The sequence below is a fragment of the Geodermatophilus amargosae genome (genome assembly GCF_041028265.1).
Taxonomy (GTDB): Bacteria; Actinomycetota; Actinomycetes; order Mycobacteriales; family Geodermatophilaceae; genus Geodermatophilus; species Geodermatophilus amargosae_A.
Genome location: NZ_JABGCW010000004.1, coordinates 38,828 through 58,022, shown reverse-complemented (window position 1 = coordinate 58,022; position 19,195 = coordinate 38,828). Strand labels below are relative to the sequence as shown.

Annotated in this window: 19 protein-coding genes; 8 read left to right on the top strand and 11 right to left on the bottom strand. The window is 76.2% G+C overall.

Annotated elements, in window-relative coordinates; all coding sequences use genetic code 11:
• Positions 1 to 39: 39 nt before the first annotated feature.
• A complete protein-coding gene (locus tag HLV61_RS05810) occupies positions 40 to 390 on the bottom strand; it encodes a DUF3499 domain-containing protein (protein ID WP_369253445.1) in 351 nt (116 codons plus the stop codon).
• 189 nt (positions 391 to 579) lie between these two features.
• Between HLV61_RS05810 and HLV61_RS05805 the strand changes: the two genes are divergently transcribed.
• On the top strand, positions 580 to 1,059 hold the full coding sequence (locus HLV61_RS05805; protein ID WP_369253444.1) for a metallopeptidase family protein: 480 nt from the start codon (positions 580 to 582) through the stop codon (positions 1,057 to 1,059).
• An 18-nt stretch (positions 1,060 to 1,077) separates the two neighbouring features.
• Here the strand turns inward: HLV61_RS05805 and HLV61_RS05800 are convergent, their stop codons facing one another.
• Positions 1,078 to 1,992: a hypothetical protein gene (locus HLV61_RS05800; protein ID WP_369253443.1), complete on the bottom strand. Its 915-nt coding sequence runs from the start codon at positions 1,990 to 1,992 to the stop codon at positions 1,078 to 1,080.
• Positions 1,993 to 2,053: 61 nt separating this feature from the next.
• Between HLV61_RS05800 and HLV61_RS05795 the strand changes: the two genes are divergently transcribed.
• Positions 2,054 to 3,061: a hypothetical protein gene (locus HLV61_RS05795; protein WP_369253442.1), complete on the top strand. Its 1,008-nt coding sequence runs from the start codon at positions 2,054 to 2,056 to the stop codon at positions 3,059 to 3,061.
• Here the strand turns inward: HLV61_RS05795 and HLV61_RS05790 are convergent.
• Positions 3,036 to 3,935: a hypothetical protein gene (locus HLV61_RS05790; RefSeq protein ID WP_369253441.1), complete on the bottom strand. Its 900-nt coding sequence runs from the start codon at positions 3,933 to 3,935 to the stop codon at positions 3,036 to 3,038. The genes HLV61_RS05795 and HLV61_RS05790 overlap by 26 nt on opposite strands.
• A 146-nt stretch (positions 3,936 to 4,081) precedes the next feature.
• A complete protein-coding gene (locus tag HLV61_RS05785) occupies positions 4,082 to 4,333 on the bottom strand; it encodes a WhiB family transcriptional regulator (protein ID WP_170149355.1) in 252 nt (83 codons plus the stop codon).
• 304 nt (positions 4,334 to 4,637) lie between these two features.
• Between HLV61_RS05785 and cofD the strand changes: the two genes are divergently transcribed.
• From cofD to rfbA, 3 genes are all read left to right on the top strand, one after another.
• A complete protein-coding gene (gene cofD / locus HLV61_RS05780; RefSeq protein ID WP_369253440.1) occupies positions 4,638 to 5,600 on the top strand; it encodes a 2-phospho-L-lactate transferase in 963 nt (320 codons plus the stop codon).
• Positions 5,581 to 6,660: a coenzyme F420-0:L-glutamate ligase gene (locus HLV61_RS05775; protein WP_369253439.1), complete on the top strand. Its 1,080-nt coding sequence runs from the start codon at positions 5,581 to 5,583 to the stop codon at positions 6,658 to 6,660. Before cofD ends, HLV61_RS05775 begins: the two co-directional genes overlap by 20 nt.
• Positions 6,661 to 6,767: 107 nt before the next feature.
• The gene (gene rfbA / locus HLV61_RS05770) at positions 6,768 to 7,640 is read left to right on the top strand and encodes a glucose-1-phosphate thymidylyltransferase RfbA (RefSeq protein ID WP_369253438.1); all 873 of its coding nucleotides are present in this window, start codon (positions 6,768 to 6,770) and stop codon (positions 7,638 to 7,640) included.
• On the opposite strand, the gene HLV61_RS05765 is transcribed toward rfbA, so the two are convergent.
• The 4 genes from HLV61_RS05765 to HLV61_RS05750 are packed head-to-tail and all read right to left on the bottom strand — an operon-like array spanning position 7,637 to position 11,877.
• The gene (locus tag HLV61_RS05765; RefSeq protein WP_369253437.1) at positions 7,637 to 8,629 is read right to left on the bottom strand and encodes a DNA-3-methyladenine glycosylase family protein; all 993 of its coding nucleotides are present in this window, start codon (positions 8,627 to 8,629) and stop codon (positions 7,637 to 7,639) included. The genes rfbA and HLV61_RS05765 overlap by 4 nt on opposite strands.
• 31 nt (positions 8,630 to 8,660) lie before the next feature.
• Positions 8,661 to 9,431 carry an SDR family NAD(P)-dependent oxidoreductase gene (locus HLV61_RS05760; RefSeq protein WP_369253436.1) on the bottom strand — a complete coding sequence of 257 codons (771 nt, stop codon included), beginning with the start codon at positions 9,429 to 9,431 and terminating at the stop codon, positions 8,661 to 8,663.
• A 53-nt stretch (positions 9,432 to 9,484) separates the two neighbouring features.
• The gene (locus tag HLV61_RS05755) at positions 9,485 to 10,591 is read right to left on the bottom strand and encodes a mannose-1-phosphate guanylyltransferase (RefSeq protein ID WP_369253435.1); all 1,107 of its coding nucleotides are present in this window, start codon (positions 10,589 to 10,591) and stop codon (positions 9,485 to 9,487) included.
• Between the two features lie 38 nt (positions 10,592 to 10,629).
• Positions 10,630 to 11,877 carry an acyltransferase family protein gene (locus HLV61_RS05750; protein WP_369253434.1) on the bottom strand — a complete coding sequence of 416 codons (1,248 nt, stop codon included), beginning with the start codon at positions 11,875 to 11,877 and terminating at the stop codon, positions 10,630 to 10,632.
• A 613-nt stretch (positions 11,878 to 12,490) separates the two neighbouring features.
• Between HLV61_RS05750 and HLV61_RS05745 the strand changes: the two genes are divergently transcribed.
• The 3 genes from HLV61_RS05745 to HLV61_RS05735 all read left to right on the top strand — a co-directional run bounded on the left by HLV61_RS05745 (position 12,491) and on the right by HLV61_RS05735 (position 16,692).
• A complete protein-coding gene (locus HLV61_RS05745; RefSeq protein WP_369253433.1) occupies positions 12,491 to 13,825 on the top strand; it encodes a lipopolysaccharide biosynthesis protein in 1,335 nt (444 codons plus the stop codon).
• Between the two features lie 179 nt (positions 13,826 to 14,004).
• Positions 14,005 to 15,471 (top strand): DUF2142 domain-containing protein, encoded by a 1,467-nt coding sequence (locus HLV61_RS05740; RefSeq protein WP_369253432.1) that lies wholly within the window; start codon positions 14,005 to 14,007, stop codon positions 15,469 to 15,471.
• Positions 15,472 to 15,654: 183 nt separating this feature from the next.
• Complete coding sequence (locus HLV61_RS05735; protein ID WP_369253431.1) at positions 15,655 to 16,692, top strand: glycosyltransferase; 1,038 nt, start codon at positions 15,655 to 15,657, stop codon at positions 16,690 to 16,692.
• 181 nt (positions 16,693 to 16,873) lie between these two features.
• Here HLV61_RS05735 and HLV61_RS05730 read toward each other — a convergent pair whose 3' ends face one another.
• The 3 genes from HLV61_RS05730 to HLV61_RS05720 all read right to left on the bottom strand — a co-directional run bounded on the left by HLV61_RS05730 (position 16,874) and on the right by HLV61_RS05720 (position 19,030).
• Positions 16,874 to 17,230, bottom strand: coding sequence for a DUF2304 family protein (locus HLV61_RS05730; protein ID WP_369253430.1), 357 nt, complete (start codon positions 17,228 to 17,230; stop codon positions 16,874 to 16,876).
• Entirely contained in the window at positions 17,227 to 17,943 is a 717-nt protein-coding gene (locus HLV61_RS05725) for a glycosyltransferase family 2 protein (protein ID WP_369253429.1), read from the bottom strand. Before HLV61_RS05725 ends, HLV61_RS05730 begins: the two co-directional genes overlap by 4 nt.
• 160 nt (positions 17,944 to 18,103) lie before the next feature.
• Positions 18,104 to 19,030 carry a glycosyltransferase family 2 protein gene (locus HLV61_RS05720; protein ID WP_369253428.1) on the bottom strand — a complete coding sequence of 309 codons (927 nt, stop codon included), beginning with the start codon at positions 19,028 to 19,030 and terminating at the stop codon, positions 18,104 to 18,106.
• Between the last annotated feature and the right edge of the window lie 165 nt (positions 19,031 to 19,195).

Sequence of the window (19,195 nt, the reverse complement as noted above, 5' to 3'; positions counted from 1 at the left end):
CCTTATCGGCGGGCCCGGACCCCGGCCCGGGAGGGACGATCAGTCGAGGTCGGGCAGGACCCGGAGGTGTCCGCGGCGGGTGCCGCGGCCGTCGTCGGCCGGGGGCCGCGGCGGCTCGGGACGGGCCGCCTCGCGGACGGCGTCGGCGAGGGCGAGCAGGTCGTCACCGGTCGGGCCGGAGTCCTCGACGTCGATCTCGTGCCGGACGACCTCCCACCCGCGCGGCACGGTGAGCCGCTCGGCGTGGAACTCGCAGAGGTCGTAGCTGTGCGGCTCCGAGTACGTCGCCAGCGGACCGACTACCGCGGTCGACTCGGCGTAGACGTAGGTCAGGGTCGCCGCAGCCGGTTGCGCGCAGCCGCTGCGACTGCAGCGACGTGACTGCCTCACCACCGGTTCCTCACGCAGGGCACAGTAGCGGCGTACCCCGGGAGTCGGCGACAGACTCACCGAGTGGGAGTCCCTCGCTTCCCATCCAACCCGACGTCCCCGCGCGTCCCGTCACCGGGGTGGACGAGCCGCCCGCCTCCGGAGTTCCCGCTGACCGCCTCCCCCGGCGCGCCGTACGCTCCTCCCGCCATGAGCCGACCCGTCCGCCCCGACCGTTCCGGGCCCGCCCGGTCCCGCCGCGACCGGCACGGCCGGGGACTGCGCGGGCGCCTCGTGCCCGACGAGGTCCCCCTCGCGCGCAGCCGCGCCGAGCAGTTCGACGACCTCGTGCTCGACGTCGTCGAGGACCTCGAGCACCGCTGGGAGCGGGAGCTGGCCGGGGTGGAGTTCGCCGTCGAGGACGTGCCGTGGGTCGACCACACCAGCCCCGACGAGGTCGTGCTCGACCCCGACGTGCTCGACGACGGCACCGTGCCGCTGGCGCGGGTGCTGCCGCCCCACCGCGAGGACGGCCGGGAGGTGCCGGCGCGGATCATCGTCTACCGGCGGCCCCTGGAGGTCCGGGCGCACGACCGCGACGACCTCGCCGACCTGGTGCGCGACGTCGTCGTCGACCAGGTGGCGGTGCTCCTCGGCCGCGATCCCGAGGAGATCGACCCGACCGGCTGACGACGCCCCGCGGCCGGGTCAGCCCCGGTCGACCGGGCTGCCGAGCTCGCGGGCCATCGCGCGCGCCTCGTCGAGGCGGGCCCGGGCGAAGGCGACGTCCAGGCCGTCCCCGCGGTCGGTGCGCGTCAGCCGGGCCACCAGCTGCTCGAGGGCGACGGCGTGCCACAGCAGCCCCACGTCGGGCTCCTCCCAGCCGGCGGTCCGCGACAGCACCACCTCGCCGATCTGCGCGCGGTCCTGCGCGTCGGGGGTCGTGGCCCACAGGGTGAGCAGGTCGCGGTGCCGCGGGGCGGAGCGGACGCCGGACCACTCGAGGACCACCAGCCGCTCCTCGCCGTCGGGGTCCCCGGCGTCGATGACCACGTTGGCCGCGCGCAGGTCGCCGTGCGCGACCTCGGACAGCGGCAGCTGCGCCGCGGCCACCCGGACCGCCCGCAGCTCCCCGAGCCGCACGCCACCGCGGACGAGCCGGGAGCCGTCCTGCAGCGTGCCGCGGGTCCGGCGCAGGGACCCGCCGGCCGGGGGCTGCCACGGCTCGCCCGCCGGGGCCGGCAGCGGCGCGATGCGCACCGCGGCCTCGACCGCCGCGGCGGTCCAGCGCGGCCCGCCGGAGGGGGCGGGGTGGACGCGGCGGGAGAGCAGCCAGCGGCCGTCGTCGGCGGCGGCCACCACCTCGGGGACGCCGACCCGGCGCTCCTCGGCCCAGCGCCGGCCGCGCAGCTCGGCCAGCAGCCGGCCGCGGCCGCTCTCGGTGACCGCGAGGTCCAGGACCCGGTCGGCGAGCACGCCCTGCACCAGGCCGAGCCGGACGGACAGGTCGGCCACGGCGAGGACCGGCTCGGACACCCCCAGCTCGGCCAGGAGCGAGACGACCCGCTCGCGTGCTCCCGACGCTGCTCCCGACGAGGCCGACCCCGGTCCGTTCTCCGCCACCCCGGGATCCTGGCAGCAGCCCCGGCGCGCCGCAGGGAGCCCGGCCGGAGGAGCCCCTGGGATGCTCCTCGGGATGGAGTCCCCCGCGCCGCTCGCCGCCTGGGTCGTGCTCGGCGCGGCCCTCCTGGCGCTCGCGGCGGTCGTCGCGGGGCTGCTGCTGACCCGCCGGCGGGACGGACCCGCGCCGCCCCCGGCGCCCCCCGCGCCGGCCCGCTCCCCCGGCCCGCGCTGGGCGGTCGACGACCTGCCCGGGTTCCTCGAGGCGCCCCCGGGGACCCCCGGCCCGCCGCCGCGGGGAGCCGCCCCGCCGCCTCTGCCGCCGGTCCCGGCGGGCCCGGACGCGGCACCGCGCACCGTCGCCGGGCTCGCCGCCGCGGTGCTGACGCTGGTCGTCGTCCTCGCCGGGCTCGCCCTGGGCGGCGGCGCGCCGACGGAGCGGGCCGCCGGCGCTCCCCCGGCGGCGACCGCCCCGCCGACGACGGCACCGCCGGCCGCCCCGACGACGGCCCGCCCGGACCTCCCGCCCGTCCCCACCGACCCGCTGCCCGGCGAGCGTGGCGCGGGTCTGCTCGCCGCGCGGTCGGTGCCCCTCGGCCGCGACGGCGCCACCGCCCGGCTGGCCCTGGGCGGGCTCGTGCTCGAGCAGCGCGCCGTCGGGGTCACCGTCGGCTACCCGTCGGTGAGCGTCAGCGTGGGGACGGACGGCACGGCGCTGGCGCACCTGCGGCTGCCGGCCTGGAACTGCCTCGGGACCACCGCGCCGGCCGATCCGCGGGCGGCCGGCTGCACCTCCACCGGGACCGAGTACGCCGACCTGCCCTCCCCGGCGCTCGGCGTGACCCGCGACGGCGGCGCGCTCCGGCTCACCGGCCGCTTCCCCACCTACGTCCGCCCCTCCGCGACCCCGCCGGCCTACACCGGGCGGGTCTACGACCTGACCGTCACCGTCGCCCCGGACGGGCCGGCCGTCGACGGCGAGGCACCCGCGGGCGGCGCGCTGTTCCTGGGCACCGAGCGGGCCGAGGCGCTGCCCGACCCGCTGCTCAGCCGGATCCGCGTCGCCGGCTGACCGGCAGCGCCGGGGCCAGCCGCGTCGCCCGGTCGAGCACCGGCCGCAGCACCCGGCCCCGGCCGGAGACGGTGACGCCGACGAGGGGCGCGCCGCGCACCGTGTCCAGCCCGCCGACCTCCGAGCGGCCCCACCACGGCAGCCGGTCGGCGCCGTCGACCAGCGTGAGCAGCCCGGCGCGCAACCGCCCGCCCACCCGGACCGTGGCGACCTCGACCTGGCCGAGGGCGGCGTGCAGGCGGGCCGCCGCACGGACCAGGTCGCGGGCGCGCGCGTCGGGCTCGGCCGCGAGCAGGTCCGGCAGCACCCGGTCGATCGCGCGCGGCTCCCGGCTGCGCAGGACCGGTCCGGAGGCGGCGTCGTCGAGACGGTCGACCAGCAGTCGGCTGCGGGAGGTGGCCACCCGGGCGTCGGGCCGCAGCCGCGCCATCTCCCGCACCACGGGGTCGCCCAGCGGCAGCCCGGCCAGCCGCAGCCGCCAGGGCCGGTACAGCCCGGCGAGCAGGTCCAGCACGCCCGCGGCGAGCCGCTCGGCGGCGTCGTCGTCGCGGGCGAGCAGCCGGCCGGGCGGCCGGCCACCGGGCAGGGGGACGCCGTCGCCGAGCAGGGTCGCGGTGACCACCGGGCCGGCCGTGGCCAGCGCCAGGAGGGCCAGCGCGTCGGGCCGGCCCGACCCGCGCGGCCCGACGGCGACCGCGGCGGGCAGCAGCCGGGGCCGGGGACGGGCCGCCTGCACCGAGAGGACGGCGGTCAGCCAGGGCGCCGCGGCGGTCACCGGGGCGGCGAGGTCCCGGGCGAGCGGGACGGCGGCGCGGACCTCGGCGGCGACGCGCGCCCTGCCCAGCACCGTCCGCGTGTCCCTGTCGCCGGTCACCGGCCCATCGGACCACACGGGCCGGCCCCGCCCGGGGACGCCGCAGCCCCCGACGGCGGTGCCGTCGGGGGCTGCGGTGGTGGACTGGGGGGTCGCACGCCGGTGTGCAGGACGTCCCGTTCAGCCCCCTGCGCGGGGGCCGTCGTTCAGATGGCGCGGCGGCGCAGGCGGCGACGCTCCCGCTCGGACAGGCCGCCCCAGATGCCGAAGCGCTCGTCGTTGGCGAGGGCGTACTCGAGGCACTCGGCCTTGACCTCGCAGCCGGTGCAGATCTTCTTCGCCTCGCGCGTGGAACCGCCCTTCTCGGGGAAGAACGCCTCCGGGTCGGTCTCGGCGCACAGCGCGCGCTCCTGCCAGGACTGCACGTCGTCGGTCAGGCCCATGCCGAGCATGCCCATCAGACCCTGGTCGGCCGACCCGCTCTCCCGGGAGACCCGATCCGACCCGCTGACGTAGTCGCTCAGCCACGAGACCTCTGCCATGACGATGCGTCCCCTCTCGCTCTCGTCCTCCGACGCGGATCCCCCCGCGCCGCACACCGCCGGAATTACACGCGTGTCGTTGCCCGAGCGTCAACTTCGCCCGGTGTAAGCGGTCGACCACACCGGCCCCACGCGTCACACCTCGTTCGTCACATCTCGTGCACTCCCTCGACACGCCCGTCGAACAGTGGACAAGTGCCCATGGGGCACGATGACTTTCGTGGAGATCGTCGTACTCGCCGGTGGCGTCGGCGGGGCCCGTTTCCTGACCGGTCTGCGGGAGGTCGCACCCCCCTCGTCGGTCACCGCGGTGGTCAACACCGGCGACGACGTGACGATGCACGGGCTGCGCATCTGCCCGGACCTGGACACCGTCGTCTACACCCTGGGCGGCGGCATCGACCCCGAGCGCGGCTGGGGACGGGCAGGTGAGTCCTGGACGGTCAAGGAGGAGCTGGCCGCCTACGGCGCCGAGCCCACCTGGTTCGGCCTCGGCGACCGCGACCTCGCCACGCACCTGGTGCGCACGCGGATGCTCGACGCCGGCTATCCGCTCTCCGACGTCACCACGGCCCTCGCCGACCGGTGGCAGCCGGGGGTCACGGTGCTGCCGATGAGCGACCAGCGGGTCGAGACGCACGTCGTGGTCGACGACCCCGCCACAGGCCGGCGCAGCGCCGTCCACTTCCAGGAGTGGTGGGTCCGCCACCGCGCCGAGCCGCAGCCGCACGCCTTCGTGCAGGTCGGCGCCGAGCAGGCCCGTCCGGCCCCCGGCGTGGTCGAGGCGCTGGCCCGCGCCGACGCCGTCGTGCTCGCGCCGTCGAACCCGGTCGTGTCGGTCGGCACCATCCTCGGCGTGCCCGGCCTGCGCGACGCGCTGCGGGCCACTCCGGGCCGCGTCGTCGGGATCTCCCCCGTCGTGGCCGGCGCCGTGGTGCGCGGCATGGCCGACCGCTGCCTGCCGGTGCTCGGCGTCGAGGTCAGCGCCGAGGGCGTCGGCCGGCACTACGGCGCGCGCTCCGACGGCGGCCTGCTCGACGCCTGGCTGGTGCACACCGGCGACCCCGCGCAGGTCCCCGGCGTGGACGTGCGCGCGGTGCCGTTGCTCATGAGCTCCCCGGAGGCGACCGCCGCGATGGCCCGGGCCGCCCTGGACGCCGCCGGTGTCCGTCTCGATGGATGAGCCGGCCGGGATCGCGGTCCTCCCGGTCCGCGGTCTGCCGGAGTTCACGGCCGGCGACGACCTGGCCGCGGCCGTCGCCGGGGCCGCGCCGTGGCTGGCCGACGGCGACGTCGTCGTCGTGACGTCCAAGGTGGTGTCCAAGGTCGAGGGCCGCGTGGTGCCGGTGCCGCCGGGCGCCGACCGCGAGGCCGTGCGGCAGCGGGCCGTCGACGAGGAGACGGTGCGCGTGGTGGCCCGCCGCGGGCCGCTGAAGATCGTCGAGACGCGGCACGGCTGGGTGGTCGCCGCGGCCGGCATCGACGCCTCCAACGTGCCCGGTGACTCGCTCGTGCTGCTCCCCGCAGACGCCGACGCCTCCGCGCGCGGGCTGCGCGACCGGTTGCGGCAGCTGCTCGGCGTCGAGGTGGCGGTGGTCGTGAGCGACACCTTCGGCCGCACCTGGCGCGAGGGGCTGACCGACGTCGCGGTGGGGTCGGCCGGCATCACGGCACTCACCGACCACCGCGGCGCCGTGGACGCGCACGGCAACCGGCTGGAGACCACCCAGACCGCCGTCGTCGACGAGGTGGCCTCGGCCGCGGACCTGGTGAAGGGCAAGCTCGACGGCGTCCCGGTCGCCGTCGTCCGCGGCCTGGCGTACGCGACGCCGGCCGAGGACCCCGGCACCCGGCCGCTGGTCCGCCTGGGCGCCGGCGACCTGTTCCCCTACGGCAGCCGGGACCTGGTGCCCAGCCGGCACCCGGCCGCCGACCTGGTCCCCCGCGACGGCGACCGCGAGGCGGTCGCCGAGGCCTTCCGGGTGGCCAGCGCCGCGCTGCCGGAGTTCCCCGTGGTCCTGCGCCACGGCGGGGAGGGCGACGGCGTGGTCGACGTCCACCTGCCGCAGCGCGCGGCCACCACCGGCGAGCGGATCGCCGCCGCGCTCAACCTGGGCGCGCTGCTGGGCGCCGTCGTCGTGCAGCTGCACGCGGAGGGCTGGGCGACCCGATGGGAGCCGGTCGGCACGCAGGGCGGGTCGTCCCTCGTCGGCCGGCTGTGGCTGGGCAGCGCCCGGACCTGAGGTGGACGCGCGCGGTCGCCCACCGCGACGCCCGCGGCCGCCCGGCACGCGCTGCTGCGCGGTGACCAGGCGGCGAGCCGACCGGCACGGTCGGTAGCGTCCGCGCCATGCGCGGCATCATCCTGGCCGGCGGCACCGGCAGCCGTCTGTTCCCGATCACCCAGGCCGTGAGCAAGCAGCTCATGCCCGTCTACGACAAGCCGATGGTCTACTACCCGCTGTCGACGCTGATGATGGCCGGCGTCCGCGAGGTGCTGGTGATCACCACCCCCGGGGACCAGGCCGCCTTCCGGGGCCTGCTCGGCGACGGCGCCCGGCTCGGGATGCGGATCGAGTACGCCGTGCAGGAGCGGCCCGAGGGCCTGGCGCAGGCGTTCCTCATCGGCGCCGGTTTCGTCGGCGACGAGTCGGTGGCGCTGGTCCTGGGCGACAACATCTTCTACGGCGCCGGGCTCGGGACCGCCCTGGGACGGCTGCCCGACCCCGACGGCGGGCACGTGTTCGCCTACCACGTGGCCAACCCGCGGGACTACGGCGTGGTCGAGTTCGACGGCACCGGCACGGTCCTCTCCATCGAGGAGAAGCCGGCCGCGCCGAAGAGCTCCTACGCCGTGCCGGGCCTGTACTTCTACGAGTCGTCGGTGGTCGAGGTGGCCCGCGGCATCCGGCCGAGCGCCCGCGGCGAGCTCGAGATCACCGCGGTCAACGACCACTACCTGCGCGAGGGCCGGCTGACCGTCACCGTGCTCGACCGCGGGACGGCGTGGCTGGACACCGGGACCTTCGCCTCGTTGCGTCAGGCGACGGAGTTCGTGTCGGTGGTCGAGGAGCGGCAGGGCCTCAAGATCGGCTGCATCGAGGAGGTCGCCTGGCGGCAGGGCTGGCTCGACGAGGACGGCCTGCGCCGCGCCGCCGAGCCGCTGGCCAAGAGCGGCTACGGCGACTACCTGCTGGGCCTGCTGGAGGACGGCCGCCGCTAGATGCGGCGGTGGTTCGTCGGGGCGTTCCGCGGGCCGCGGCGGGGCGGCATGCTCCCGCCGAGGTGCAGCAGCCGCACCACCCGCTGCCGGTGCCCGCGCCAGGGCTCGAGCAGCTCCATCATCCCGTCGTCGTCGGTCCTGCGGCCGGCGAGCGACCAGCCCACCAGGTTCTTCAGGTGGTAGTCGCCGTAGCTGACGGTGTCCGGGCAGCCGAAGGTGCGCTGGACGACCTCCGCGGCCGTCCAGACGCCGATGCCGGGCACCGTGCGCAGCTTGCGCTGCAGGGTCGGTGAGTCGCAGTCGTCGTCGGGCTCCAGGGCGTGGGCGACCGACGCGACGTGCAGCAGCGCCCGGCGGCGGGCACCGTCGAGGCCGCAGCGGTGCCAGTCCCAGTCGGGGATCTCGCGCAGGCGCCGCGGCGAGGGCAGCACCCGCATGCCCTCGGGCGCCGGGCCCGGCGCGGGATCGCCGGCCAGCCGCAGGAGCGCCCGCCACACGCGGTGCGCCTCGACCACGGTGACCTTCTGCTCCAGCACCGCGGGCACGAGGGCGTCCCAGGTGCGGCCGGTGCGGCTCAGCCGCAGGTCCGGCACGCGCCGCGCGATCTCCCGGACCAGGCGGTGGTGTCCCGGCTCGAAGCCCTCGGGGTCGTCGCCGGCGCCCAGCCAGCCCGGCACCGCCGTCCCCGCCCACTCCGCCCCGGGGCCCCATGCCTGCACCCGCACCTCGCCGCAGCGGGCGGTGATGCGGACCGTGGCCGGGCCGCACGGGGTGGTCGTCGTCCGCCAGACGGCATCCCCCTCCCACTGCATCGCCGGGTCCCCGGCGCTGCGCTGGTGCGGCCGCAGCACCGCCCTGAGGTCGACGTCCCAGTCCGGCCGCCAGCAGTCGCTGAAGTCCGGATCGGTGCCCGTGCCCGACGGTGCCGGACCCCGGGGGGCGGGGAGCGCGGGTGCCGGCGGGGTCGGGGCCGGCGGTGCGGTGGTCATCCGGGTCTCCGGGGAAGAGGGAGCCGTCAGGTCAGCGGGGCGCCATCCGCAGGGCGCCGTCCATCCGGATGACCTCGCCGTTGAGGTAGCCGTGCTCGATGATGCCGAGCGCCAGCCGGGCGAAGTCGTCGGGGCGGCCGAGGCGCTTGGGGAACGGGATGCCGTTGGCCAGCGCCGTGCGGGCCTCCTCGGGCAGCCCGCCCAGCAGCGGCGTGTCGACGAGGCCCGGCGCGATGGTGCAGACCCGGACGCCGACGGTGGACAGGTCGCGCGCCGCCGGCAGCGTCATGCCGACGATGCCGCCCTTGGAGGCGCTGTAGGCGATCTGACCGATCTGCCCGTCGTAGGCGGCGATCGAGGCGGTGTTGACCACCACGCCGCGCTCGCCGTCCTCCTCCGGCTCGGTGGCGGCCATGGCCGCGGCCGACAGGCGCAGCACGTTGAAGGTGCCGACCAGGTTGACCATCACGGTGCGCAGGAACGGGGCGAGGTCGTGCGGGGTGTTGCCCTTGCCCACGGTGCGCTGCGCCCAGCCGATGCCGGCGCAGTTGACCGCGATCCGCAGCGGCCGGTCCTTGCCGGTGGCGTCGGCGACCGCGGCGGCCACCTGGTCCTCGTCGGTGACGTCGGTGCGGACGAACGTCGTGTGCCCGCCCAGCTCGGCGGCCAGCGCCGTGCCGCGCTCCTCGTCGAGGTCCAGGACGGTCACCGCGGCACCGCGCGCGGCGAGCGCACGGGTGGTGGCCTCCCCGAGGCCCGAGGCCCCACCGGACACGACAGCTGCGACGTCGGAGCTCTGCATGGGAGGCATGCAACCACGCCGCACGACGGATCCCCCGCCGGGTTCCCGTCGCGTCAGCTGAAGCGCGTGCCGTGCCGTTCCTCGACGGTGGCCAGCAGCTGCTTGACCCGCTCGGCGTCGGACACCGGGCACACCATCGTGACGTCGGCGGTGGCCACGACGACGCTGTCCCGGACACCGACCAGGGCCACCAGGTGCCCCGGGTCGTCGCTGAAGACGATGTTGCCCGCGCTGTCGAGGGCCACCGCCAGCCCGCCGACCGCGTTGCCGTCGGCGGTGGCCAGCGTCTGCGCCAGCGCCGGCCACGAGCCGACGTCGAGCCAGTCGACGTCGAGGTCGGCGACCAGCACGCGGCCCGGCTCGGTGGCCGCGGGCTCCAGGACGGCGTAGTCGACGCTGGTCTTCGGCAGCGTGGGGAACACCTCGGCGAGGACGGCGTCGCGCTGCGGTCCGGCCGGGGCGGCCACGACGCGGTCGAGGCCCTCGGCGGTGGCGGGCAGGTGGTCGGCGAGCGCGTCGAGCACGGTGCGGGCGCGCCAGACGAACATCCCCGAGTTCCACAGGTACTCCCCGGAGGCCAGGTAGACCTCGGCGGTCGCGCGGTCGGGCTTCTCCTTGAAGGCGGCCGCCTCGGCCACGCCGGGTACCCCGGTCGCCGCGCCGCGGCGCACGTAGCCGAAGCCGGTGGCCGGGGAGGTGGGCCGGATGCCGAGGGTGACCAGCGCCCGCGGCCGCGCGGTCAGGGCGTCGAAGGCGGTGCTCAGCGCGGCGGCGAACGCCTCGACCGGCCGGATGACGTGGTCGGCGCTGACGACGGCGAGCTCGGCGTCGGGGTCGGTCTCGGCCACGAGCGCGGCGGCCAGCCCGACGGCGTTGGCGGTGTCGCGGGCCACCGGCTCGAGCACCAGCCGGTCCGGGCGCAGCCGCGGCAGGGCGGCCTGCACCTGCGCGCCGTAGCGGGCCGCGGTGCAGACCCAGATCCGTTCCGCCGGGAGCACCGCCTCCAGCCGGGCGAAGGCCTCGGCCAGCAGGCTGCGTGCGCCGCCCGCCCCGTCGGAGTCGTCGTGCACGACGTCGAGGAGCTGCTTGGGCCGGGTGGCGCGGGACAGCGGCCACAGCCGTGTGCCCGACCCACCCGCCATGACGACCGCGTGGCGCACGGCGGGTCCTCCCGATCTGCTGCCGGCGGGTGGCGGGCTCAGACCCGCACGGAGACCCCGTTCTCGGGGGATCCTGCCGGAGCCGGGACCGCCTCCGGCACGCGGGTGGCGCGGGCGCGGCGCCCCTGGGCGGCGACCGCGTCGCGGGCCGGGCGCTCGACGTAGAGCCAGCTCAGCGTCGCGAACACCAGCGTGACCGCGACGACCAGCACGTTGAACAGCAGCAGGCCGTGGGTGTGGCCGCCGGAGAGCACGAGCAGCTGGCTGACGGGGAAGGCGTAGACGTAGACGCCGAAGGACACGTCGTGCTCCACCACCGCACGCGGCGACGGCAGCACCGCACCCAGCCACAGGAGCACGTAGGCGAACAGCGGAGCGGCCAGCTGACCACCCCACGCCGGCTGCCAGGCGATCGCCGCGAGCGCGAGGACGAGAGCGGGGACGGCGAGGCTCCAGCGGAGCGGGCAGCGGTCCTTGAGGACGAAGAGCACGGCGCCGCCGAGGAAGTAGGGCAGCAGCCTCATCAGCAGGACGAACTCGCCGTTGCCGCCGAGGTAGACGGACACGACCGGCATGGTCGCGTGGACGAGCACGCTGAGGAGGAACAGCGTCACGATCGGCCACGCCCGACGGCGCACGACCGGCACCACCGCCACGACCCCGACGACGATGTAGCAGAGGAACTCGAAGTACAGGCTCCACAGCGAGCCGTTCCAGACACCCGGGTACGGGGCGGAGGCCAGCGTCCCGGCCACGGAGTAGTCGTTCATGCGCAGCAGCGCGTTGTCGAAGAGGTGGGCGAGCGGCGTGGTCGGCGTGGTGAGGAAGCCCTCCAGGCTCCCGCGCTCGACCAGGTAGGCCACCGGGGCGAAGGCGAAGGCGACCACGACCAGGCTGACGAGGAAGCCCGGGAAGATGCGGACCACGCGGTTGATGAGGTACCGCCCGCCGTCCGAGCGCAGCCGGGATCCGGTGATCAGGTAGCCCGAGAGCACGAAGAACCCGATGACGGCCCAGCCCCCCAGGCCCTCGCCGGCCCACATGGGCCCCTCGCCCCGGCCGGACAGCGGCACGGTGTGCGCCACCAGGACGGCCGAGGCCAGGACCAGCCGGATCAGGTTCAGGCTGTTGCGCCGGGGGTCGAGGGTGACGGCCGGACGGCGCCGCCCCCGGGTGGGCAGGCGCAGGGCCGGACGGCGCAGGTTCGACAGGCGCAGAGGACGCCGGACCTCGTCCGCCGCCTGAGGGCCGCCGTCCCCGACGGCGAGCGCTGTCTCCCGTGCCATGTCTCTCCCTGCTCGCTGACGGTCCCGCGGCCGACCTCACCGCAGTCGTGTCCCGCACACGGACGCCGCGCGTTCCGATCTGCTGGGCGGTCGTCTGCGGACAGCAGTACAGCGGGTGCGGACGGTGAAGGACCCGTCCGGAACGGAACGGTACGGCCACCGACGCCGGGAGATGAGCCGAAACGCCCCGACGGCGTCCCGTCCCCCACTCGGGGCCCGGTCGTCACACCCGTCCCACGGGACGCCTGCCGGGGTACCGCCGGCGCGGGTGTCCGGTCGGCGGCCGACCCCAGGCACCACGCCGACCTCACTCGTCACCCGCGCCCCTCAGGCGGGCGCTGCGGAGCACGAGCACCCGACGGGAAGCTAGCCTCGGCGCGATGTCCAGCTCTGCCGGCGGCGCCCCCACGCCCTGTGGGACCCGGTTCCTCCCGGCGATCCCGTCCGGGAACCGGGCCCGGCGGCAGCCTCCGCGGTGCGCCCGTCCCACGGCCGCCGGCGCGTGAGGCTCCGGCAGCGCGGCACCGGCGTCCGGCCCACGCGACCGGGAGCCCGGCACCTCGCCGCACATCCGCAGCACCGCGCGCGCCCCCCGCGCGCGGGGAAGGAAGCCATGTCAGTCGATCCGCTCGATGACCGGCCCGCTGAGCGGGCGGTCGTCCGGCTGTGGCGGTCGATCCCCCTCATCGGCCAGCTCGGCCCCGTCGCCGCCGGCCTGATCGTCCTCGGCCTCGGCTCCTTCGCCTACCTGACGGTGACCGGCCGGGCCCTCGGCCCCGTCGACTTCGCGCCCGTGGCGACCCTCTGGGTCATCTTCAACGCCGCCGGCCTCGCGCTCTTCCAGCCGATCGAGCAGGAGGTCAGCCGGGCCACGGCGGCACGGCGGGCGGTCGGCGAGGGTGCCCGCCCGGTGCTGGCCAAGGCGTCCACCTACGCGCTCGCCGCCGTGGTGCTGTGCGGTCTCGTGGCCCTGGCCGGCTATCCCCTGCTGCGAGAGCACGTCTTCGCCGGCGACGGCGTCCTGGTGCCCATCCTCGTGCTCGGCCTCGTGGGCCTGGCGTCCGAGCACGTCCTGCGCGGCGTCTTCGGCGGGAACGAGCGCTTCGGCCGGTACGGCTCGCAGCTCGGCATCGACGGCGCGCTGCGCATCGTCGGGCCCCTCCTCCTGGCGGTCACCGCGACGACGTCGGTGTTCGCCTTCGGCCTGGCGCTGGTCCTGGCACCGCTGCTGGCCGCGGCACTCAGCGCCGGACCGCTCGGGGACCTCGGCCGGCCCGGCCCGGCGCTGGCCTGGCGCGACATCCTGCCGCCCCTGCTGGTCCTCACCGGCGGCGCGGTGCTCTCCCAGCTCATCGTCAACGCGGCGCCGATCGCCGCGCAGGTGCTCGCCGAGCCCGGGGAGGCCGAGACGGCGGGCATCTTCATCTCCGCGCTGGTGATGACCCGCATCCCGCTCTTCTTCTTCGGCGCCGTGCAGGCGGCCTTCCTGCCCACCCTGGCCCGGCTCGCCGCCCAGGGACAGCGCGCCGCCTTCGCCCGCCAGCTGCGTCAGGTGCTGCTGCTCGTCACCGCCGTCGGCGGTCTGTTCGTCCTCGTGATGGCGGTCATGGGCCCGTTCGCCCTGCGACTGCTCTACGGCGAGGAGTTCGTGGCCACCCGCGCCGTGCTCGTCCCCCTGGCCGTCGCCGCCGCGCTGTACATGGTCGCCCAGGTCATGGCCCAGACACTCATCGCGCTGCGGGCCTACCGCTCGGCGCTGATCGGCTGGGGCGCCGGGTCCGCCGTCTTCGCCCTCGCCCTCCTCGTGCCCTCCCAGCTCGAGCTGCGGGTGGGCGCCGCCTTCCTGCTGGGCTCGCTGGTCGCGCTGGTGGTGCTGGTGTTCGCCGCGAGGTCCCGCCAGAGCCGCCTCGTGGAGGTCGCCCTCCCGGAGCAGGGGGCCGTGCAGTGACCCGGCCCCAGCAGAGCGCGGACGCCACGCCGCCCCTCGACCGGGTCGACCCCCGTCCCGACGTCGACCGGCGTGCGACCCCCGGCGACGGCGCACCCGCCCGCGGAGCGACCCGTCACGGGGCGTCCCGGAACGCCGCACGGGACGGGTCGGCGCCGCGCGCCCGGCTCCGGTGGTGGGTGGCGTTCGCGGTGTTCAGCGCCCTCGGGGGGCTGTGGGCCCTCGCCGGCCCGGTCTTCAGCGTGCCCGACGAGCCGGCCCACGTGGTGTACGCGGCCGCCGCGGTCCGGGGCGACCTGTTCGCCCCGACCGAGGGGATCGACACCACGGTCACCGTGCCGGCCACCTACGCCACCGCGCACACGGCCGGTCGCTGCTTCATCTACGACGGCACCGTCCCCGCCGGCTGCGCGGAGCTCTTCGTGCCCCGCGAGGGCTCGGCCGAGGTGGTCACCACCGCCGGGCGGTACCCGCCCGCGTACTACCTGTACGCGGGGTCGGCCACCCTGATCCTGGACGGCGCGCCCGCGATCTACCTGATGCGCCTGCTGACGGTCCTCCTCTGCGCCGCGCTGCTCGCCTCGGCGCTGGCCTCGGCGTGGGAACGGTCGTCGGCCTGGCCGGTGGTGGGCGTCGTCCTCGCCTGCACGCCCATGGTGCTGTTCTTCACGGGCGCGGTGAACCCCCAGGGGCCGGAGCTGGCCGCCGGGATCGCCCTGTGGTCCGGTGCGCTCGCGCTCTTCCGCCCGCGCGGGGACGGTGACCCCTCCGCTGCCGGGTCCCGCCCGCCGGGGCGCCTCGTCGCCCGGTGCCTGGCGGCCGCCGCGGTGCTGGCCGTCATCCGTCCCCTGTCCGTCCTGTGGCTGCTCCTGATCGTCGCCGTGACGCTCCTCGCGGTGGCCACGTCCCGGTCGGTGACCGGCGTCCTGCGGTCGCGCAGCGCCCTCGCCGGCATCCTCGCCGTCGGCGCCGTGGTGGTGACCACCGGACTGTGGGTCCTCGCCCGTGACGCGCTGCGGCAGTGGGAGCGGCCCACGGACCTGGAGACCAGTCGCGCCGCGCTGTTCTCGATCAGCAAGCTCGACATGGAGCTGTACGAGATGGTCGGGGTGTTCGGCTGGCTCGACACCTGGTCACCGGGTGTGGTCTACGTCATCTGGTTCGGGGCGGTCGGTGCGCTGGTCGCCCTCGCCCTCGCGCTGGGCAGCCGGCGGGAGCGACTCGCGATCGCGGCGGTCGTCCTGGTCAGCGTGGTGATGCCGGTCGCGTCCGAGCTCTCCTCCTACCGGGAGAGCGCGTTCGCGTGGCAGGGGCGCTACATCCTGGCCTTCAGCGCCGGCCTGGCGGTCCTGTCCGGCTCCGTGCTCGCCGGGCGCCTCGGGCCCGCCGTGACGCGCCCGCTGGTCCGCGGGCTGCTCGTCGCCGCCGGGATCGCCCAGGTCGTGGCCTTCGTCGCCAACCTCAACCGGTACGTGCACGGCGTGCACGGGTTCTGGTGGATCGACGAGCCGGGCTGGGCGCCGCCCCTGCCGGCGGGCCTGCTCGTCGCCGCCTTCGTCGCCACCGTGGCCGTGGGGGTGGTGGCGCTCGACCGGGCGACGCGCCGGCAGCCGACCACCGGCGAGGTCACCCCGGCCGCCTGCTGACCCGCACCGGGTCGTCACAGCCGTCCCGGTGGGGAGCACGCGCCCCTCCGGCACGGGCCCCGTCGTGCACGAGACCTCTACCCTCGTCCCTGATCCCTGGACCCGGCCGCCGTCGCCCGCGGCCGTCTGGCTCTCCGCCTCCGGCGGACCGCTGGTCCATGCTCCCGGAGGAACGCAGCTCCCATGCCACTCGACAACGCGTCGGCACCCGTCCGCGTGACGGCCGTGGTCCTGGCCTACCGCGACCAGCCCTTCCTCGAGGACTGCGTGAAACGCATCCTCGCCTCCCGGGACGTCGTCGTGGACCTCGTGCTGGTGGACAACGGGTGCACCTATCCCGACCTGACCCCGATGACGACCCTGCCGGGGGTCCAGGTGCTGCGGCCGGGGACGAACACCGGGTTCACCGGCGGCTGCAACCTGGCGGCCCGGCACGCGACCGGTGACGTGCTCGTCTTCGTGAACTCCGACGCGCTGGTGGAGCCCGACGCGCTCGCGGAGCTCGCCGCCGCGGTCGCGGACGAGGAGGTCGGCCTGGCCTGCGCCAGCCTGCGCCTCGAGCAGGAGCCGGACCTCCTCAACTCGGCCGGGAACCCCGTGCACGTCCTCGGCCTGTCCTGGGCGGGGTACTTCCGGGAGCCGGCCGCCTGCCACACGGAGGACCGCGACGTGGCCAGCGCGAGCGGCGCGGCCCTCGCCGTGCGGCGCGAGGTCTGGAACGCGCTCGGCGGCTTCACCGAGGAGTTCTTCGCCTACTGCGAGGACACCGACCTCTCCCTGCGCGCCTGGCAGCGCGGGTGGCGGGTCCGCTACGCCCCGCGGGCCGTCGTCGCCCACCACTACGAGGCCAACCGCAACACCGCGAAGTTCCACCTGCTGGAGCGCAACCGGCTGGCGATGCTCTACACGCTCTACGAGCGCCGGACCCTGCGCCTGCTCCTCCCGCCGCTGCTGGCCCTGGAGGTGGCCATGCTGGTGGTGGCGACGGCGGGCGGGTGGCTGCCGGCCAAGCTGCGCGGCTACCGCTGGCTGTGGGCCAACCGCACGTGGCTGCGCGAGCGCCGCGCCGAGGTGCAGGCGGTGCGGACCGTGCCCGACCGCGCCGTCGCCCCGCTGCTGACCGCGCGCTTCGACGCCTCGGTCATCGACCTGCCGAAGGGCGCCGGCCTGCTGAACGCGGTGATGGAGCGCTACTGGAACTGGGTGCGCGAGCGGATCTGACTCCGCCCGCGGGCCGCGCCGCCGCACCGGACCGCGCGGTCGCGCCGCGTCCGCGGCCGGCCCAGGCCGATCGGTCGCGCCCGGTACGAGGACTCGACGGCCCCCTGGCACGACGACACCACGGGCGCCCGGCGTGGTCGCCGGGCGCCCGTGGTGTCGGTGCTGCGGGAGTGCGGTGGGGTCAGGACCCGATGGCGCGCCGGGGCTGCATGCGCACCTCGGCCTCGGACAGGGCCACCTGGCGCGCGAGGAGCACCAGCCGGGACTCCTGCTCGCGGAACCGCACGCTGGTGCTGCCGACCAGGTAGATGATCACCAGCGCGAGGACGTAGAGGAGCAGGTCCGTTCCTCGGGTGACGCCCACCCACTCGGCCGCGACCTGCAGCGTGTCGGGGAAGATGACGGCGAGCACCCCGGCGACCGTGGTGAGCAGCGCGAGGAGCTTGCGCCGGGCCTGCCCGCGCAGCGAGGCGCGCGCCCGCAGCGACAGGAAGACCGCCCCGAGGAGCGCGGGGACGAGCAGGAACTTGATGATCATCGACGCTTCCCGTGGGTCAGTCGGTGGGCGAGGGTCTCGGCCAGGATGTTGACGCTGTTCAGCAGCGGCTGGCCCTTCGCGCGCGAGTAGTCCGTGTAGAGGATGTGCACCGGGTGCTCGACCACGCGGTACTCGGGGCGGGTGAGCTCGTGCTCGAGCTCGGAGGCGTAGGCCATGCCCGCGTGCGAGAGCTTGATCCGCGCGGCCACGTGGCGGGCGACGATCCGCAGCCCGTTGTGCGCGTCGGTGAGCTTGGTGCCCTCCCCGCGGTTCATGAGCTTGGTCGCCAGCTGCAGGATGGTCTTCCGCAGCGGGCTCATCTGCGTCTTGCTGTCGAGGAAGCGCGAGCCCATGACGACGTCGTAGCCCTGCCGGATCAGCCGGATCATGCCCAGCAGGTCCTGCAGCTGGTGCTGGCCGTCGGCGTCGAAGCAGGCGATGTAGCGCGCGTCGGTGAACCGCAGCGCGGCCTCGAAGCCCGTCTGGAGCGCGCCGCCGGCACCGAGGTTCACCGGGTGGGACACCCGGAAGGCCCCGGCCTTGTCGATCTCCTCCGCGGAGGTGTCGGTGCTCGCGTCGTCGACGGCGATCACCTGCAGGCCCGCGTTGATCAGCTCGGCGACGACCCCGCCCACGACGGGGGCCTCGTTGTACACCCGGACGACGACGACGGTGTCGTCCCACGTCTCGGCGGGCAGGCTCGGCTTGTCCACGGCACCACGTCCCTGTTCGCGAGCTCGCTCGGGCTCGACAACGTCCATCGGAGCGATGCTAGGCCCGCCCCGACCCCTCCCGGGACCGCCACGGCCTCCGGCCGTCACAGGAGCAGCAGGAGGACACACCGGACCCACCGGGCGCAGGGTGCGGAGTGGGTCAGCTCTCCGTCACGGACGGATCGGGCACCACCGGGAGCCGGCGCTGGAACCGCGCCCCGGCGGCCACCCGCCCGCTCGCGTAGGACACCAGCATCCGGCCCCCCAGCCCGGCCCGCAGCGCCGCCCGCAACGGCGCGTTGCGCCGGCCGGGGTACCGGGCGGCGAGGTAGCGCAGCGCGCTGGTGTGGTGCACCCGCTGCATCCGGTGGGGGTCGCGGCGGGTGGCGTGCCCGCCCTCGTGCACGACGACGGCGGTCGGTGCGTACACGTGCAGGTAGCCGGCGCGGCCGAGCCGCTCGGCGAGGTCGACGTCCTCGAAGTACATGAAGTAGCCCGGGTCGAAGCCGCCGACCGCGGCGAACGCCTCGAGGTCGACGAGGAGGCAGGAGCCCGACAGCCAGCCGGCGGTGCGCTCGCGCGGCGCCTCGCGCTCCCGGCGGTAGCGCGCCGTCCACGGGTTGCCCGCCCAGGCCCAGCCGAGCAGCGCGTGCCCGGCGCCGGTGGACAGCCGCGGCAGGTCGCGCGCCGAGGGGTACAGCTCGCCCTCGGGAGTGCGGATGGCCGGGCCCACGGTGGCCGCGCGCGGCCAGCGGGCGGCGACGGCGAGCAGCTCGTCGACCGCGCCGGGCTCGAAGCGGACGTCGGGGTTGGCCACCAGGGCGTAGCGGCCCGGGGCCCCGGCCAGGCCGGCGTTGACGGCCGCGCCGTAGCCGACGTTGCCCCCGGTGCGCAGCAGCCGCACGTGCGGGTGGCGGGCGGCGACCTGCTCGGGGACGCCGTCGGTCGAGCCGTTGTCGGCGAGGACGACGTCGACCGGCCGGGTCGTGGCCTCGGCCAGCGAGGTGACGAAGCCCTCGAGCGCCTCCCCGGGCGAGTACGTCACCGCCACGGCCCGCAGCGGGAGGACGTCAGGGGAGCCGGGCACGAGGCGACTCTAGAAGGGCCCCGTCCTCCGCACCCCGCGCAGGCCCGGGCCGGACCCGGCAGCGGGGCCGGCCGGCCGTGGCCGGGTGTGACCGGTGGGACGTGGGGGACGGTCCCGTCACGAAAGGCCGTGTGCCACCCCGCCGGCAGCCGGGACGGCGGGGCC